Origin of the sequence: Streptomyces sp. NPDC001634 (genome assembly GCF_040298185.1) — a bacterium.
Taxonomy (GTDB): domain Bacteria; phylum Actinomycetota; class Actinomycetes; order Streptomycetales; family Streptomycetaceae; genus Streptomyces.
The window spans coordinates 33,651-50,504 of sequence record NZ_JBEOZU010000009.1; the positions used below are offsets into that span (position 1 = coordinate 33,651).

The following is a 16,854-nucleotide window of genomic DNA, read 5'->3' on the forward strand; positions in this document are numbered from 1 at the left end:
GGATCAACCGCGGACGGCGGCGAGAGATTCCTTGGCGGCGGCGACGACGTTCTCGGACGTGAAGCCGAACTCGGCGAACAGGGTCTTGGCGTCGGCGGAGGCCCCGAAGTGCTCCAGGGAGACGATGCGGCCGTTGTCACCGACGTACCGGTACCAGGTGAGTCCGATGCCCGCCTCGACCGCCACGCGGGCCTTCACGGACGGCGGCAGGACCCGCTCGCGGTACTCGGCAGGCTGCTCCTCGAACCACTCCACGGACGGCATCGACACCACCCGGGTGCCCACGCCCTCGGCCTCCAGCCGCTCGCGCGCGGCGACGGCGAGCTGCACCTCGGAACCGGTGGCGATGAGGATGACGTCCGGCGTGGCGGTGGAGGACTCCTTGAGGATGTAACCGCCCTTCGCCGCCTCCGGGTTCGGGGCGTACGTGGGCACGCCCTGGCGGGTGAGCGCGAGACCGTGCGGGGCCGGGTCCGTGGAGTGCCGCTTGAGGATCTCGGCCCAGGCGATCGCGGTCTCGTTGGCGTCGGCAGGGCGGACAATGTTCAGGCCCGGGATCGCGCGCAGGGAGGCCAGGTGTTCGACGGGCTGGTGGGTGGGGCCGTCCTCGCCGAGGCCGACGGAGTCGTGGGTCCACACGTACGTCACCGGGAGCTGCATCAGGGCGGACATGCGGACCGCGTTGCGCATGTAGTCGGAGAACACCAGGAAGGTGCCGCCGTAGATACGGGTGTTGCCGTGCAGCGCGATGCCGTTCATCTCCGCGGCCATCGAGAACTCGCGGATACCGAAGTGGATCGTACGGCCGTACGGGTCCGCCTCCGGCAGCGGATTGCCCTTCGGCAGGAACGAGCTGTTCTTGTCGATGGTGGTGTTGTTCGAGCCGGCCAGGTCGGCGGAGCCGCCCCACAGCTCGGGGATGACCGCACCGAGCGCCTGCAGGACCTTGCCGGACGCGGCACGCGTGGCGACGGAGGCACCCTCCTCGAACACCGGCAGGGCGTCTTCCCAGCCCTCCGGCAGCTGACCGGCCACGACCCGGTCGAACAGCTTCGCGCGCTCCGGCTGGGCGGTGCGCCACTCGGCGATCCGCTTGTCCCAGGCGGCGTGCGCCTCGGCACCGCGGTCGAGGGCCTGGCGGGTGTGGGCCAGCACCTCGTCCGCGACCTCGAAGCTCTTCTCCGGATCGAAGCCCAGGACGCGCTTGGTCGCCGCGACCTCGTCCGCGCCGAGGGCCGAGCCGTGGGAGGCCTCGGTGTTCTGCGCGTTCGGGGCGGGCCAGGCGATGATCGTACGCATCGCGATGATCGAGGGGCGCTCGGTCTCGGCCTGCGCCGCCTTCAGCGCCGTGTACAGCGCGTGGACGTCGATGTCACGGCTCTCGGCGGGCTCGATGCGCTGCACGTGCCAGCCGTAGGCCTCGTACCGCTTCAGCACGTCCTCGGAGAAGGCCGTGGCGGTGTCGCCCTCGATGGAGATGTGGTTGTCGTCGTAGAGGAAGACGAGATTGCCGAGCTTCTGGTGGCCGGCGAGCGAGGAGGCCTCGGCGGAGACGCCCTCCTCCAGGTCGCCGTCGGAGACGATGGCCCAGATGGTGTGGTCGAAGGGGGAGGTGCCCTCGGGGGCGTCCGGGTCGAACAGGCCGCGCTCGTAGCGGGCCGCCATCGCCATGCCGACCGCGTTGGCGACGCCCTGGCCGAGCGGGCCCGTGGTGGTCTCGACGCCTGCCGTGTGACCGTACTCGGGGTGACCGGGTGTCTTCGAGCCGTGTGTACGGAAGGCCTTCAGGTCGTCCAGCTCCAGCTCGTACCCGGCGAGGAAGAGCTCGGTGTAGAGCGTCAGCGAGGTATGGCCGGGGGAGAGGACGAAGCGGTCACGGCCGGTCCACTCCGGGTCGGCGGGATCGTGCCGCATCACCTTTTGAAAGATCGTGTACGCGGCCGGGGCCAGGCTCATCGCGGTGCCCGGGTGGCCGTTGCCGACCTTCTGCACCGCGTCGGCGGCCAGAACGCGGGCCGTGTCGACGGCTCGCCGGTCGAGCTCGGTCCATTCGAATCCGTCTTGGCTCTGCGTACTCATCTTCAGGAAGTCCTCACTGCATGGGGAATCGCTGGCGGAACGCGTTCAAACCTAAAAGTCTGACTTTTGCCGGGGAAGGTCCCCCTGTGTCAGCCTTCGGTGAAAGTGGGACATCGGCAGTGGGACCGAGGCGGCGCGAGACGGACATGGCGGACAGAATCACGCAAGACGGCGACGGGATCAGGACGTATCCGTTCCCGGTCGACCTGAGTGTCGGCGGCGTCGGTATGCAGGTGGGTCCGATGGATGCGGGCCGTCTCTGGCGCGAGGACGGGCCGCTCGACCGGGTTCACCGCATCGACTTCCACGTGGTGATGCTCTTCAACGGCGGCCCTGTGACGCACATGGTGGACTTCGCCGAGTACCGCGTGACGGCCGGCGACCTGTTGTGGATCCGCCCCGGGCAGGTCCACCGCTTCTCCCGGACGAGCGAGTACCGCGGCACCGTGCTGGCCATGCAGCCCGGATTCCTCCCTCGGGCCACGGTGGAGGCCACCGGCCTGTACCGCTACGACCTGCCGCCCCTGCTGCACCCGGACCCGGACCAGCGCGCCGGCCTTCAGGCCGCGCTCGCCCAGCTGCAACGCGAGTACGAGGACACCACCACGCTGCCGCCGACCCTGCACACGGCTGTGCTGCGCCACTCCCTGACCGCGTTCCTGCTGCGCCTCGCGCATCTCGCGGCGAGCTCGGCCGAGGCGGCCCGCGGCCAGGCGGACACCACCTTCACCCGGTTCCGGGACGCGGTCGAGAAGGGCTTCGCCACCAACCACAGTGTCAGCGCGTACGCCGACGCCCTCGGTTACTCCCGCCGTACCCTGGTCCGCGCCGTCCGCGCCGCCACCGGGCAGACGCCCAAGGGCTTCATAGACAAGCGCGTGATCCTGGAGGCCAAACGTCTGCTCGCCCACACGGACCTGCCGATCGGCCGCGTCGGCGCCGCGGTCGGCTTCCCCGACTCGGCGAACTTCTCCAAGTTCTTCCATCAGCACACGGACACGACACCGGCGGCGTTCCGGGCGGAGCTGAGATGACAGGAAAGGGGGTGGGCCCTCGGCCCACCCCCTCGATGCCGGTCCGTCAGTGACCGAAGTCGAACCAGTTCACATTCACGAAGTCGTTCGGCTGGCCGCTGGTGAAGGTCAGATAGACGTCGTGCGTCCCGGTGACGGAGGTGATGTTCGCCGGGACCGTCGTCCAGCTCTGCCAGCCGCCCGTGTTGGCCACCGCGAAGGAGCCGATCGGCGCGTTGCTCCGGCTGTCGAGGCGCACCTCGACCAGTCCGCTCACCCCGCTCGCCGCACCGCTCGCGACCCGGCCGTAGAACTGCCTGGCCGCCGTGGAGCCGAAGTCGACGCCCTTGTAGAGGGCCCAGTCGCCATTGGCCAGGTAGCCGATGTCCTGGCCGCCGCCGGTGTCCGTGGTGGCCTCGGTGGCCACGCCGGACTGGCTGTCGTACGACTCGGCCTGGATCGCGCTGTACGCGTCCCGGTTGCCGGACGGCGGAGGCGTGGTACCGCTCCCACTGCCCGAGGACTGGAGCACCTGTACGTAGTCGACCACCATCGGGTGGCCGGACTCCGTGCTGCTGGTCGGGCCGCCGCCGAACGCTGCCGGGAAGGCGCCGCCCATGGCCACGTTCAGGATGACGAAGAAGCCGTGGTTGGTGGCGTTGGCCCAGGTCGTCGCGTCGACCTGGTTCGCCGTGACCGTCTGGTAGTTGACGCCGTCGACGTAGAAGCGGATCGCCTCGGGGCTCACCGAGCGGTCCCACTCCATGGTGTAGGTGTGGAAGCCGGACTGGCAGGTCGTGTTGGGGCAGGCGGTGGAGTTGCCGATGCCGGTGGTCTCGTTGCACGGGCCGCCCGGGTTGGTGCCGCAGTGCATCGTGGCCCACACCTTGTTCATTCCCTGGACGTTCTCCATGATGTCCAGCTCGCCGACACCCGGCCAGTTCTGGTAGTTGCCGCGGTAGGGCGCGCCCAGCATCCAGAACGCGGGCCAGTAGCCCTCGGCGGCGGTGCCGGTGACATTCGGCATCTGGAGGCGGGCCTCGACGCGCAGTTTGCCGCCCGCCGGGGGCTGGAAGTCGGTGCGGGTGGTCTCGATCCGGCCCGAGGTCCAGTTGCCGGAGGCATCGCGGCGCGGGGTGATGAGGAGGTTGCCGTTGCCGTCCAGCGAGACGTTGTTCGTGCCGGCCGTCATCGTCTCGACCTCGCCGGTGCCCCAGTTGGCGGGGCCGCCCGGATACGAAGTCCCGGTGTCGTACTGCCAGTTGGCCGTGTTGACGCCGGACCCCGCGGCGCCGTCGAAGTCGTCGAGGAAGACCTGGGTCCAGCCGGAGGGGGGTGCGGGGGCGGAGGCGTTCGCGGGGAGGGTGGCGGCCGTGGCGACCGCGGTCGCCAGGCCGAGCGTGGCGAGAACGGCGACGAGGGCGCGTCGCCGTCTGGGTATACCGGAGGTTTCACTCATGGGGCGTGCCTCTCGGGTACGGAGTATGTGCGCGGGCGCCTTTGAGAGCGCTCTCAAAGTGGGCCCAATGTGCTCTCCGTCACGGAGGCCGTCAAGACTTAAAGCAAGGAAAGTCCTTTCGTGGCAGGGAAGTTCATGCAGTGAACGGTGCAAACGTGCTAAAGCGCGCTTCCCGCCTTCCAGTCCGCCCACGACAGGTTCCAGCCGTTGAGGCCGTTGGCCGGGTCGACCGTCCGCTCACCCGAGTTCCTGACGATGACCACGTCACCGACCATCGAGCTCTCGTAGAACTTGTAGCCCGCCACCGAGCTGTCGCTCGCGCCCTTCGCGTCGTGCAGACCGACACAGCCATGGCTGGTGTTGCTGTGGCCGAACACCGAGGTCGAGGCCCAGTAGTTGCCGTGCACGAAGGTGCCGGACGTGGTCAGCCGCTGGGCGTGCGGCACATCCGGGATGTCGTACTCGTCGCCGAGGCCGACCGTCGAGGACTCCATCCGCGTCTGCTTGAACCGCTCGCTGATCACCATGATCCCGGACCAGGTGGTGTGGGACGAGTCGCCGCCGGTGACCGGGTAGGTGGCGTACGCCGTGCCGTCGCGCTTCACCGTCATCGTCCTGGCCGCCAGGTCCACCGTGCTGATCTGCTCGCGGCCGATATGGAAGGTGACGTCCTTGGACTGGGTGCCGTAGACGCCGTCCGCGCCCTCGACGTCCTTCAGCCGCAGACTCAGGGTGATCTTCGTGCCGGGCTTCCAGTACGTCTCGGGCCGGAAGTCGCGCCGGGTGTCGCCGAACCAGTGACCGACCACCTCGACCGCCGGATCGGCCGTCACCGTGATCGCCTTCTGAACGGCGGCGCGGTCCTTCACGGCGTGCGTGAAGTTGATCGACACCGGCATGCCGACACCGGAGGTCGAGTTCGCCTCGGGGGTGAAGCAGCCGACGAAGGTCGCGCCCGGAGACCCGGTGGTGAAGGTCGTCACCGTCGCCCCGGCGGCGCCCTCGGGCTGGGCCGTCACGATGTACTTCGTGCCCGAGTACGGGTTCTTCGCCGAGGTCCACCTGGTCCTGGTTTCGTTGAGGGATCCCGGCAGGGTCGAGCCGTCGTCTCCGGTGACCTTGACGGACGCGAGCGTGCCGTCGGTCACGGTGACCTCGACGGGACCGGTGAAAGCGGCCTTCCTGGTGCCGTCGGCGGGCGTGACCGAGACGACCGGCTTCTTGGCGGCGGCCTTCGCGGACGCGGTCGCCCCCGGGGAGGTGCCCTCGGAGGCGCCCGCCGACCCGCTGCAGCCGGTCAGGACGGCGGCCGGTGCGACACCGAGAAGAGCGAGCATCCCGCGCCGGGACCACCTCTCCCGTCGCTGCACGGACCGGTTCGATATGTGCGAGACGCCCACGGCACGCCTTCCTGAAGTTGTCGATCTGTGCGTGGCATCCTGCGTCCGGTGCATGGGTTGAACCTTTGAATCCGAGGGGCCCTGCCTGAGATTCCCGTGAAGACACGCTGAGAGTCGGCCTGAAACCAGGGTTGTTCCGGTGCCGGTCATGGTGAGAGTGGGAACGGGCATCCGCCGGGCTGCCCCGGACCCGACCATCGACGGAGGCACACGTGATTCCAGCCCGCGGGCGGTATGCCCTGGCCATCGTCGGAGCGGGCGCGGCCGGCGCGCTGACCGCGATCCAGCTGTGCGAGACGGCCGCGCGGCGGCGTACGCCCCTCGAACTCGTCCTGGTCGACCCGGCGCCGGAGGCCGGACGCGGTACCGCGTACGCCACCCCCGATCCCCGGCATCGGCTCAACGTGCCCGCGGGCGGCATGAGTTGCTATCCCGACGACCCCGGTCACTTCACCCGCTGGCTGTGCCGCCACGGCGAACCCAATGTCACCGCCGCGGACTTCGTCACCCGGTACCGCTTCGGCGCCTACCTTGCGGACACCCTCGGCCAGGCGATCGTCCGCGCCCATGGGGTGGCGCGGGTGCGGCGGGTGCGGGCGCGCGCGGAAGGCTGCGCGGACACCGCCGACGGGCGGCTGGAACTCCGGCTCACGGACGGCGAACTCCTGACGGCGGACGGCGCGGTGCTCGCCACCGGGCCCGCCGCCGGGAACGCCGCCTGGGCCCCGCCCGGCCTGCGCTCGTCACCGCGGTTCGTCGCCGCGCCCTGGGCGCCGGCTGCACTGGACGGACCCCTCGCCGACACTGCCGATGTGCTGCTGGTCGGCACCGGCCTGACGGCCGTCGACCTGGCCCTGACCCTCGACCGCCCGGGCCGCACGATGCACGCCGTGTCCCGGGGCGGTCTGCTCCCGCAACCGCACGCGCTGACCCCGGCCGGCGAGATGCCCGCGCCGGAGGGGCTCTACGGGGCGTCCCTGGACGGGCTGCGGCGGGCTGTGTACCGCCATGCCGGCCGGGCGCTACGGCTCCACGGCGACTGGCGTCCCGCCCTGGACAGTCTGCGGCCGCACACGGCACACCTGTGGCGGAACCTGACGCTGCAGGAGCGGGAGGAGTTCCTTGAGCGGGACGGGGCCCTGTGGAACACGCACCGGCATCGCATGGCGCCCGCCACGGCTGAGGCGCTGGCACGGTTGCGGGCGGCGCGGCGGCTGCGCGTGTACTCCGGCGGCGTCGCCGCCGCCCACGCCGAGCGGGACGGCACGATGACCGTCACTCTCGCCGACGGCCGTACCCTGCACGCGGGTTGGGTCATCGACTGCACGGGCCCCGGCCGTCACCTCGACGACCCGCTGTGGCGTTCGCTCGTCGACGCCGGCGCGGCCGTCCCCGGCCCCCTCGGCATGGGCGTCGCGACCCGCGACGGCCGGCTTCTCGACGACCTTGGCCGGACCGTCCGTCCGCTGTTCACGCTCGGCGCTCCGCGTCGCGGCGAGCTCTGGGAGACCACCGCCATCCCCGAGATCCGGGTGCAGGCCGCCGCACTGGCACAGGAGTTGCTCGCACCTCTCGCCCCGCCCGAGCGCCGCGTCCGTCGACGTCCCCTCGACGGGCACGGTCTCGCCCTGACCACGCATGCCGCTGCGGCCACCGCCTACCGCACCGGACTCGATCGCGTCCTCAAGGTCAGGTCCGGGGCCGATGACGCCTTCCGGCGGGCGGTCGCGCTCGACCCCGGCTTCGCGCTCGGGCATGCGGCGCTCGCGCTGCTCGGCCACGAGTGCGGCGTCGACGTCGACGTACCCCGGGCCCTCGCCGAGGCGCAACGCTGCGCGCGCGAGCGGGCAGACGACCGTGAGCGCTCCTTTGTGGACGTCGTCACCCGCCGTGTCCACGGCACCGACGGGGACGGCGCCGCGTTGCTCGGCCACCTCGACGCGTACCCCGGCGACGCGCTCGCCCTGGCCGCCGCCGTGCCCACCATCGCCTTCTCCGGCGTGAGCGACCTCGACGACGACTACGCGCTGCCGCTGGTGGAGCGCACGTCACCCGCGTACGACGGCCACTGGTTCCACACCTCCCTGCTCGCCTTCCTGCGCCAGGGGCAGGGCCGCTATCACGAGGCGGGCGAACTCGCCCACCGCGCCCTGGCCACCGAGCCCGGCTCCGGACACGCGGTGCACGCGCTCGCCCACGTCCACTACGAGTGCGGCGCCCACGAGGCGGGCCGCGACTGGCTCGACGCGTGGGTGTCGGGGCAGGGGCGCGGCGCTGTCCACCGGGCGCACTTCTCCTGGCACATCGCACTGCACGAACTGGCGCTGGACGACCCGGCCGCCGTCCGCAGGCGCTGGTTCGCGCAACTGGCACCGGGACGCGTGTCCGGGGTACGGGCGCTCGTCGACTCGGGGTCGCTGCTGTGGCGGGCGCGGCTGAGCGACAACTGGCCCGGCGAGGTTCCGGCGGCCGATGTGCTCGACTCGGTGGCCCGTGAGGTCGTGGAGCGGCCGGCGACCGCGTTCACCGCGATGCACGCGGCCGTCGCCCTCACCGCCGCGGGCGACGTGGCGGCCCTGCGCCGGCTGCGCGACCATGCCGCGGGCGCCGACTCCGTGCAGCGCGAGGTGATCGTCCCCCTGTGCGAGGCGTTCGCCGCGCTCGTCGAGGAACGTTTCCACGAGGCGGCCCGCGGTCTCGATGCGCTCCTGCCGGTCCTGCGCAAGGTCGGCGGGAGCGCGGCCCAGCGCGAGGTGGTCGAGGAGACCCTGCTGTACGCACTGGTCGCCGCGGGCCGTTGCGAGGCGGCACGCCGACTGCTGGACGCCCGACTCGACCGCAAAGCGGCCCCCAGGGACCGGCGGTTGATGGCCGCGCTGTGCGGCTGACCGACGCCCGTCCCGGTCGAGGTCCTGGACGAGCCCGTGGAGAACGAGGGCTGCTACGCGTTCCGCATCCGCCCCATGGCCCGTTCCGTCACCCGGCGTGCGGCGGGAGCGGGGCGGGCTGCCTCGCCAAGACACCCGCGCCCGGCCCCCCTCAGCGTGACTCCGGCTGCCATCCCAGTGCCCGCGAGATGCCTCGCGCCGCCAGGCGAACCGCGGGTATCAACGTGGGGACTTCGGCGCCGACCTGAGGCACGACGACCGACACCGCCGCCGCCACCGCACCGTCCCGGCCGCGGACCGGAGCCGCCACCGACATTGCGTCGTCGGTGATCTGACGGCTGCTCACCGCCGCGCCGGAGCGCCGTACTTCGGCCAGTTCGCGACGCAGCCGCACCGGATCCGTGATCGTGTACGGGGTGAACGCGGCCAGCGGTCCGTCGCAGTACTCCTCCTGGAAGGCCTGGTCGCCGTGGGCGAGCAGCGCGAGTCCCACTCCGGTGGCGTGCAGCGGCCAGCGTGCGCCGACCCGGATGTGCACACCCACGGCCGAGCGCCCGGAGATCCACTCGATGTACACGACCTCGTTGCCGTCGCGCACCGCCAGTTGCACGTTCTCGTGCGTGGCCTCGTACAGGTCCTCCAGATACGGCAGAGCGACCTGTCGCAGTGCGAGCCCGCGCGGGGCGAGTGCCGCGACCTCCCACAGCCGCAGGCCCACGTGATAGACGCCGTCCGCGTCCCGTTCCAGCGCGCCCCAATCCGTCAGGGCGCCCACGAGGCGGTGCGTGGTGGTGAGCGAGAGCCCGGCCCGGCGGCTGATGTCGGTCAGGCAGAGCGCCGGGTGCGCGTGGTCGAAGGCGGCGAGCACGGCGAGCAGCCGGTCGGTCGCGGAGCGCCGGTACGGCTGCGGTCCTTCGGCGGGGCGCTGCCGTGCCGGAGGTACGGCGTCGGATTTCGGCACGGCGTCACCCGAGACCGGTCTCGGCGACTCTCTGCAGCAGCCCGTGCAGGATCTCCCGCTCGGCGGGGTCGAGGGGCCGGAGCAGTTCGTTGGTGACCCGCAACCCGGCCTCGTCCGTGTCGCGCAGGAACGCCCGGCCGGCCCCGGTCAGCACGACGATGCGGCTGCGCCGGTCGTCGGGGGAGGGGCGGCGCTCGGCGAAGCCGAGCCTCTCCAGGTCGTCGACCAGCCCGACGATCGCGCTCGGGTCGTAGCCGAGGGATGTGCTCAGTTCGCGCTGGAGGGCCCCCTCGGAGGTGGCGAGGAAGCGCAGCAGTGCGTAGTGGCGCAGCCGCAGGCCCGACTCCTGGAGGAAGGTGTTGAACAACTGCCCGGAGCGCAGCCCGAGCCGGTACAGCAGATAGCCGGTGTCCGAGTGCAGCCCGCGCATCCACGGTTCCTGGGCGTCGATGGGGGCAGAGCCTACGGCAGTTTCTGCGGCGTGCTGCTGGCCGGTGATGACGGGCTCCCTGGGCCTGGCCCCCGGACGGAGGCGTACGTACATGTTCACCCACAGCATGCCGCACCGGTCGGTCGACAACAACTATTGACGACAACAATGATTGTCCTTAGCTTCGATCTCGTAGCCGTCCGCCGCTGGAGGCCGTAGTGCACTCCAACGGCCGACCCGTCTGGAGGGACCCGCTCGTGCCCAGCATCGATCTCACCGGCAAGGTCGCCGTCGTCACCGGTAGCGGCCGTGGCCTCGGCCTGGCCTACGCCCATGCCCTGGCCGCCCACGGCGCCTCCGTGGTCGTGAACGACGTCGACGAGGCCGTGGCCGAGCAGGCCGTGAAGTCCATCACCGAGGCGGGCGGGAAGGCCGTCGCCGAGGTCGTCCCGGTCGGTACCACCGAGGCCGCCGACCGGCTGGTCGCCCGCGCGGTCGAGGAGTTCGGCCGGCTCGACGTCCTCGTCACCAACGCCGGCATCCTGCGCGACAAGGTGCTGTGGAAGATGACCGACGACGACTTCGACGCGGTGATCACCACCCACCTCAAGGGCACCTTCACCTGCGCCCGCGCCGCCGCCGTGCGGATGCGCGACCAGGGCGAGGGCGGCACCCTGATCCTGGTCGGCTCCCCGGCGGGACAGCGCGGCAACTTCGGTCAGACGAACTACGCCGCCGCCAAGGCGGGCATCACCGCCATGGCCCGCACCTGGTCGATGGAACTGGCCCGCGCGAACATCACCGTCAACGCGATCGTGCCGGTCGCCGCCACCGCCATGACCGAGACCATCCCGGCCTTCGCCCCCTACGTCGAGGCCATGAAGAACGGCGACCCGCTGCCCGGCTTCCTCCGCAAGGGCGAGGGCTTCGGCGCCCCCGAGGACTGCGCGGCCCTGATCCCGTTCCTCGCCTCCGACGCCGCCCGGGAAGTCACCGGCCAGGCCATCGGCATCGGCGGCGACAAGGTGGCACTCTGGTCGCATCCGCAGGAGATCAGGGCGGCGTACGCGAACGGAGGCTGGAGCCCGGAGGCCCTCGCCGACGTCTGGGCCACCTCGGTCGGTGCGGAGCCGCAGACCGTCGGCATTCCCGCGCCGAAGTTCCCGGAGGCGTGATGGACCTGAACGAACTCGTCGCGATCGACGTCCACACGCATGCGGAGATCTCCTCCAAGGGCAAGTCCTCGCTGGACGACGACCTGCACGACGCCTCCAGCGCGTACTTCAAGGTCGAGGGCAAGCGGAAGCCGACCCTTCAGGAAACGGCCGCGTACTACCGGGAGCGGAAGATGGCCGCCGTGATCTTCACGGTCGACGCCGAGTCCGCCACCGGCACCGAGCCCGTCCCCAACGAGGAGGTCGCCGAGGCCGCCGCCGCGAACCCGGACGTGCTGATCCCCTTCGCCTCCATCGACCCCTTCCGCGGCAAGGCCGGGGTGAGGCAGGCCCGCCGTCTGGTCGAGGAGTACGGGGTGAAGGGCTTCAAGTTCCACCCCAGCATCCAGGGCTTCTTCCCCAACGACCGCTCGGTGGCCTACGACCTCTACGAGGTGATCGAGGAGACGGGGACCATCGCCCTGTTCCACACCGGCCAGACCGGCATCGGCGCCGGTGTGCCCGGCGGGGGCGGGATCAGGCTCAAGTACTCCAACCCGCTCCATGTGGACGACGTCGCCGCCGACTTCCCCCACCTGAAGATCATCCTGGCTCACCCGTCCTTCCCCTGGCAGGACGAGGCGCTCGCGGTGGCCACGCACAAGCCCGGCGTGCACATCGATCTGTCCGGCTGGTCGCCGAAGTACTTCCCGCCTCAGCTCGTGCAGTACGCGAACACGCTGCTGAAGGACAAGGTGCTCTTCGGCTCCGACTACCCGGTGCTGACGCCGGACCGCTGGCTGGCGGACTTCGCGAAGCTGTCCATCAAGGACGAGGTCAGGCCGAAGATCCTCAAGGAGAACGCCGCCCGTCTGCTCGGGCTGACGAAACCGTAAGGGGCACCCCCATGTGCAATGACGGACAGGGGCAGACAGATGCGCAATGAGGGACTGGGGTCGTGGCCCGCACGCCGGGCCCGCAAGACCCCGCACCGCACCGCCCTGATCCACGGGGACACCACGGTCACCTACGCGGACCTGTACGAGCGCACCACGCGGCTCGCCCATGCGCTGCGCGCCCGTGGCGTGCGCCGCGGCGACCGGATCGCCTACCTCGGCCCCAACCATCCGGCGTACCTGGAGACGCTCTTCGCGGCGGGCACCCTGGGCGCGGTCTTCGTACCGCTCAACATCCGCCTCGCCGGACCCGAGATCGCCTACCAGCTCGCCGACTCGGGAGCCAAGGCCCTCGTCTACGCGCCTTCGCTCGCCGGCCTCGTCGCCGGACTGCCGGGCAGCACCGATGTGCGGACGTACGTCCAAGTGGGCGCCGATTACGAGGAGCTGCTCGCCGACGCGAGCGACGAGCGGATCGACCAGCCCGTCGCCCTCGACGACACCTGCATCATCATGTACACCTCGGGGACCACGGGCCGGCCCAAGGGCGCCATGCTCACACACGGCAACCTGGTCTGGAACGCGGTCAACGTGCTCGTCGACCACGACCTGATCGCCGACGAACGCGCCCTGGTCTCCGCACCGTTGTTCCACACCGCCGGGCTGAACATGCTCACCCTGCCGGTCCTCCTCAAGGGCGGCACCTGCGTCCTGGTCGAAGCCTTCGACCCGAACGCCACCTTCGACCTGATCGAACGCCACCGGATCACCTTCATGTTCGGCGTTCCCACCATGTTCGACCAGGTGGCCCGGCATCCGCGCTGGGCGGGCGCGGACCTGTCCAGCCTGCGCATCCTCACCTGCGGCGGCTCACCGGTGCCCACCCCGCTCATCGCCGCGTACCAGGAGCGCGGGCTCACCTTCCTCCAGGGCTACGGCATGACTGAGGCCGCGCCCGGCACGCTCTTCCTGGACGCCGAGCACGCGGTGAGCAAGGCGGGTTCGGCCGGGGTGCCGCACTTCTTCAGCGACGTACGCGTCGTACGGCCCGACCTCACCCCGGTCGACATCGGCGAGACCGGCGAGGTCGTCGTCAGCGGGCCACACGTCATGCCCGGCTACTGGGGGCTGCCCGAGGAGACCGCGGCCGTGTTCGCGGACGGCTGGTTCCGCAGCGGGGACGCGGCCCGTATCGACGAGGACGGGTACGTCCATATCGTCGACCGCATCAAGGACATGATCATCTCGGGTGGCGAGAACATCTACCCCGCCGAGGTCGAGGACCAGCTCCTCGCCCACCCCGACATCGTCGAAGTCGCGGTCATCGGCGTGCCGGACGACAAGTGGGGCGAGGTGCCGCGCGCGGTCGTCGTCCCCCGCGAGGGCGCCACGCTCGACCCCGACGAGGTCATCGCATCGCTCGCCGGGCGACTCGCCAAGTACAAGATCCCCAAGTCGGTGGTGATCGCGGACGAACTCCCGCGCACCGCCTCCGGAAAGCTCCTCAAGGCCCGTGTCCGCTCCCGGTACGGCACCGACTCGTAACTTCGCCACGTAAGGAACGTCAATGAGCATCACCGTCAACGGCCTCGACGAACTCAAGAAGCTGGCCGGCAGCGACCTCGGCACCAGTGAGTGGATCGAGGTCACCCAGGAGCGGGTCAACACCTTCGCCGACGCCACGGGCGACCACCAGTGGATCCATGTCGACCCGGAGAAGGCCGCCGAGGGGCCGTTCGGCGCGCCCATCGCGCACGGCTACCTGACCCTCTCCCTCTTCATCCCGCTCTTCACCGAGCTCCTGGAGGTCGAGGGTGTGTCGACGAAGGTCAACTACGGCCTGAACAAGGTGCGTTTCCCGGCGCCCGTGAAGGTCGGTTCCCGCATCCGGCTGGTGGCGAAGCTCGCCTCGGTCGAGGACGTGCCCGGCGGGGTTCAGATCGCCGTCGACGGCACCATAGAGATCGACGGCGGCGGGAAGCCCGCCGCCGTCCTGCAGAGCCTGTCGCGCTTCTACGCCTGACAGGCCTGCCTCCCGCGGTCCTTAATGCTGTCGGTACGAGTAGACGGTGGTCGCGAGCACGCACACGCCCGGTTGGACGACCTCGGCGCGGAGCGTGCCGCGCGCCGCGTCGTAGTCCACGCCCTCCGCCTCGAACGTCCCGCTGCACACACTGCGCTGTGGCAGCGCGAACAGGCTCGTCACCCGCCCCGTGATCGGCCGACCGTCCAGCTTGCGCGGCAGGTCCACCTGGAGCAGCGGCCGGTCTTCCGGGAACAGCGTGCGCGAGCCGTCGTCCGAGGCGCACACCAGCCGGGTGTCATTCACGAAATCGCAGCCCTGGATGTCGCGTACGGGCTTGTCGAGAGTGATCTGCGGAGCCTGAGGAAGTGCACCGCCCTGGCGCGGGGTGGACGGGTTGAGCAGGGGAGCGGGGAAGACCTGGAGCCTGTTCTGGTCGCCCCACTCGCCCGACACCAGCCACTGCCCGTCGGGCGAGACGGCGGCGAAGGAGTTGTTGAGCTTCTCGCCGGGGTCGAGCTGATGGACGTACTCATAACGCTTCCCGGCCGGGGTGGTCACCGCGAACATCTTCGAGGTCGCGGTGTCCGGGCCCTGGTAGGCGTCGAACACATACCCCTGAGCGATGTCCGGGTCGCCGATGTGGTTCCAGCCCTTCAGACGCAGGTCCAGCGGGATGGAGGCCAGGCCCCGGTGCAGCAGCGAGCCGTCGGCGCGGCTGGCCAGCCCCTGCCCGCCGCCGAGCGAGTCGACGTAGGCCGTGCCCGTCTCGGTCCAGGACGGCCCGGCGGCCACCGACGAGGTGGCCGCACCGAGCGTGAAGGCAGCCGATAAGGCGGCCAGGGCGATTGGTTGACGTCTCATCAGGTCCTAGGCTCCTGCCACGTCGACGAAGATGGGGTTGGCATAGAACCATGTATCGGCCCACGGGTCACCATTGCCGGGCACGTGCGGAACAGGGCCGTGCGGGTCGACGGACGCGCCGAGGTAACCGGCACCGTGGCGATTGCCGTCGCTGCCGCGCAGCCGGACGTAGAAGGACTCATCGCCTGTGGTCAGCGGGATGCGCAGGGTGTACGTGCCCTTCCGGCCCGTCACGTCGTCCGTGTGCACGACCCTGGTGTCGGGCGCCTGCCACGCGTCCCGGTCGGCCACGGGGCCGCGCACCGCGCCACGGATGACGTCCACGTGCGCCAACGCGGGCAGGATCCCCTGGGGGTTGGGCCGTGAGGCGGTCGTCACGGTCACGTACAGGGAGAGCTTCTCACCCTTGCGGGCCCGGAGTCGGCCGCCGAGCGTGACCCCGCGCCCCGAGTCGCAGTCCCGCTTCAGCCGCACATCGAGCCCGTCGAGCAGATGCCCGTGGTCGAGCCAGACCCGGCCCGCGCGCAGGCCCGCCATCACCGCGCGGTAGCCGTAGCGCGTCACGCCGACGTGGGTGCGGCTGAACTCGCCGGGCCAGAAGTCGCTGCCCGGCTGCGGGGTGGTGGTGTTGACCGGGTCGGGCAGCTTGCCGGTGTTGTCGAAGTTCTGCCCCGGCAGCCAGTCGCCGTTCTTCCAGGTGTCGAACACCACGCGGTGGACGTCCGAGTTGGTGGTGACGGAGAACAGCTTGCCCTCGGCGAGCATCGAGTCCCACAGACCGCCGACCGTCGCGGTCGCCCAGTCGAACCCGCCGTAGGTGAGGTAGGCGTCCGCCGGGTACCCGGCGAAGGAGTTGGCGGACGGCTTGTTCTCGTACTCGCCGCGGATCGAGGTCGAGCCGCGCCCGCCGGGGATGGCAGCGCCCTGGGCACCTGGCGCGCCCTCCATGCCGATCATGATCTCGGGCGCCGCGTCCCGCCAGTTGCGCATCTCGTGCGGGGAGTCGATGCCGAGGCGCAGAGGGTGGTTGGCGAGGACGAGCACGTCCTCGACATAGCCGGTGCGGCGCTGCTCGGCCAGCCACTGGATGGCCTTGACGGCGTGCGCCTCGTTGCGGGCCGTGTTCGCGTTGCCGGGGGCGCCGTCCGTGTAGCCCAGCAGCTTGCCGTCGTAGGCGAGTTCGAACTGCGTGAGCAGGTCGACCTCGTTCGGGCCGGGTGCCGCGAAGATCGTGCAGTGCTCGGCGGCCGGGATGTACCACTCCAGGCCCTGGAAGATCAGCTGGCGCGGGTTCTCCGCGCGTGCCTTGAGGATCTCCTGGTGCTCCATCTCGGCGCCGTAGCGGGCGTGCCCGAAGTTGGAGTGCTCGTTGAACACCATCCAGTCCAGGCCGTACTTGGCGGCCGCGGTGGCGATCTGGGAGAACGTGTACTTGGCGTCGTGGCTGTAGACGGAGTGGACGTGGTGGTCGCCGACGAGGTACGCGAGGCGCGGGTCGTCGCCGCCGAACCGTCTGTCGTCCGCCACCGCCGGTGTGGCGAGCGAACCCGCGGCGAAGGCGGCGCCGAACAGGCCCGCGCTGCGCAGAAGTCCACGCCGGGAGAGACCCTGTGCGTCGAGCGCGGCGGGGGAAACGGACGGATCGGCCCAGGCGGGCAGCTGCTGCTCGGTCATGGTGATCCTCGAA

Annotated in this window: 13 protein-coding genes; 6 read left to right on the forward strand and 7 right to left on the reverse strand. The window is 70.7% G+C overall.

All coding sequences use genetic code 11. The annotated features are described in order from the left end of the window. Positions 1-3 precede the first annotated feature (3 nt). The gene (tkt, locus tag ABT186_RS08070; protein WP_351222950.1) at positions 4-2,079 is read right to left on the reverse strand and encodes a transketolase; all 2,076 of its coding nucleotides are present in this window, start codon (positions 2,077-2,079) and stop codon (positions 4-6) included. Between the two features lie 146 nt (positions 2,080-2,225). Here tkt and ABT186_RS08075 point away from each other — a divergent pair, with 146 nt between their 5' ends. Beyond that, positions 2,226-3,113 (forward strand): helix-turn-helix domain-containing protein, encoded by an 888-nt coding sequence (locus ABT186_RS08075; RefSeq protein ID WP_351222949.1) that lies wholly within the window; start codon positions 2,226-2,228, stop codon positions 3,111-3,113. Between the two features lie 46 nt (positions 3,114-3,159). On the opposite strand, the gene ABT186_RS08080 is transcribed toward ABT186_RS08075, so the two are convergent. Then, positions 3,160-4,551, reverse strand: coding sequence for a glycoside hydrolase family 16 protein (locus tag ABT186_RS08080; protein ID WP_351222948.1), 1,392 nt, complete (start codon positions 4,549-4,551; stop codon positions 3,160-3,162). A gap of 158 nt (positions 4,552-4,709) precedes the next feature. Next, complete coding sequence (locus ABT186_RS08085; RefSeq protein ID WP_351924143.1) at positions 4,710-5,951, reverse strand: L,D-transpeptidase; 1,242 nt, start codon at positions 5,949-5,951, stop codon at positions 4,710-4,712. A gap of 212 nt (positions 5,952-6,163) precedes the next feature. Between ABT186_RS08085 and ABT186_RS08090 the strand changes: the two genes are divergently transcribed. Further along, entirely contained in the window at positions 6,164-8,839 is a 2,676-nt protein-coding gene (locus ABT186_RS08090) for an FAD/NAD(P)-binding protein (RefSeq protein ID WP_351924145.1), read from the forward strand. A 151-nt stretch (positions 8,840-8,990) separates the two neighbouring features. Here the strand turns inward: ABT186_RS08090 and ABT186_RS08095 are convergent, their stop codons facing one another. Together ABT186_RS08095 and ABT186_RS08100 are read right to left on the reverse strand one after the other, a co-directional pair. Next, positions 8,991-9,716 (reverse strand): IclR family transcriptional regulator, encoded by a 726-nt coding sequence (locus ABT186_RS08095; protein ID WP_351924216.1) that lies wholly within the window; start codon positions 9,714-9,716, stop codon positions 8,991-8,993. Between the two features lie 88 nt (positions 9,717-9,804). Continuing rightward, positions 9,805-10,344 (reverse strand): MarR family winged helix-turn-helix transcriptional regulator, encoded by a 540-nt coding sequence (locus ABT186_RS08100; protein ID WP_502973156.1) that lies wholly within the window; start codon positions 10,342-10,344, stop codon positions 9,805-9,807. 143 nt (positions 10,345-10,487) lie between these two features. On the opposite strand from ABT186_RS08100, the gene ABT186_RS08105 reads away from it, so the two are divergent. The 4 genes from ABT186_RS08105 to ABT186_RS08120 are packed head-to-tail and all read left to right on the forward strand — an operon-like array spanning position 10,488 to position 14,303. Further along, the gene (locus tag ABT186_RS08105; protein ID WP_351924147.1) at positions 10,488-11,405 is read left to right on the forward strand and encodes an SDR family NAD(P)-dependent oxidoreductase; all 918 of its coding nucleotides are present in this window, start codon (positions 10,488-10,490) and stop codon (positions 11,403-11,405) included. Further along, positions 11,405-12,280 (forward strand): amidohydrolase family protein, encoded by an 876-nt coding sequence (locus tag ABT186_RS08110; RefSeq protein WP_351222944.1) that lies wholly within the window; start codon positions 11,405-11,407, stop codon positions 12,278-12,280. The genes ABT186_RS08105 and ABT186_RS08110 overlap by 1 nt, the downstream gene beginning before the upstream one ends. 39 nt (positions 12,281-12,319) lie before the next feature. Next, positions 12,320-13,825: an o-succinylbenzoate--CoA ligase gene (menE, locus tag ABT186_RS08115; RefSeq protein WP_351222942.1), complete on the forward strand. Its 1,506-nt coding sequence runs from the start codon at positions 12,320-12,322 to the stop codon at positions 13,823-13,825. Positions 13,826-13,847: 22 nt separating this feature from the next. Continuing rightward, positions 13,848-14,303 carry a MaoC family dehydratase gene (locus ABT186_RS08120; protein WP_351222940.1) on the forward strand — a complete coding sequence of 152 codons (456 nt, stop codon included), beginning with the start codon at positions 13,848-13,850 and terminating at the stop codon, positions 14,301-14,303. Between the two features lie 21 nt (positions 14,304-14,324). Here ABT186_RS08120 and ABT186_RS08125 read toward each other — a convergent pair whose 3' ends face one another. Continuing rightward, complete coding sequence (locus tag ABT186_RS08125; RefSeq protein ID WP_351222938.1) at positions 14,325-15,167, reverse strand: hypothetical protein; 843 nt, start codon at positions 15,165-15,167, stop codon at positions 14,325-14,327. A gap of 6 nt (positions 15,168-15,173) precedes the next feature. Continuing rightward, complete coding sequence (locus ABT186_RS08130; protein ID WP_351924149.1) at positions 15,174-16,841, reverse strand: PHP domain-containing protein; 1,668 nt, start codon at positions 16,839-16,841, stop codon at positions 15,174-15,176. Positions 16,842-16,854 lie beyond the last annotated feature (13 nt).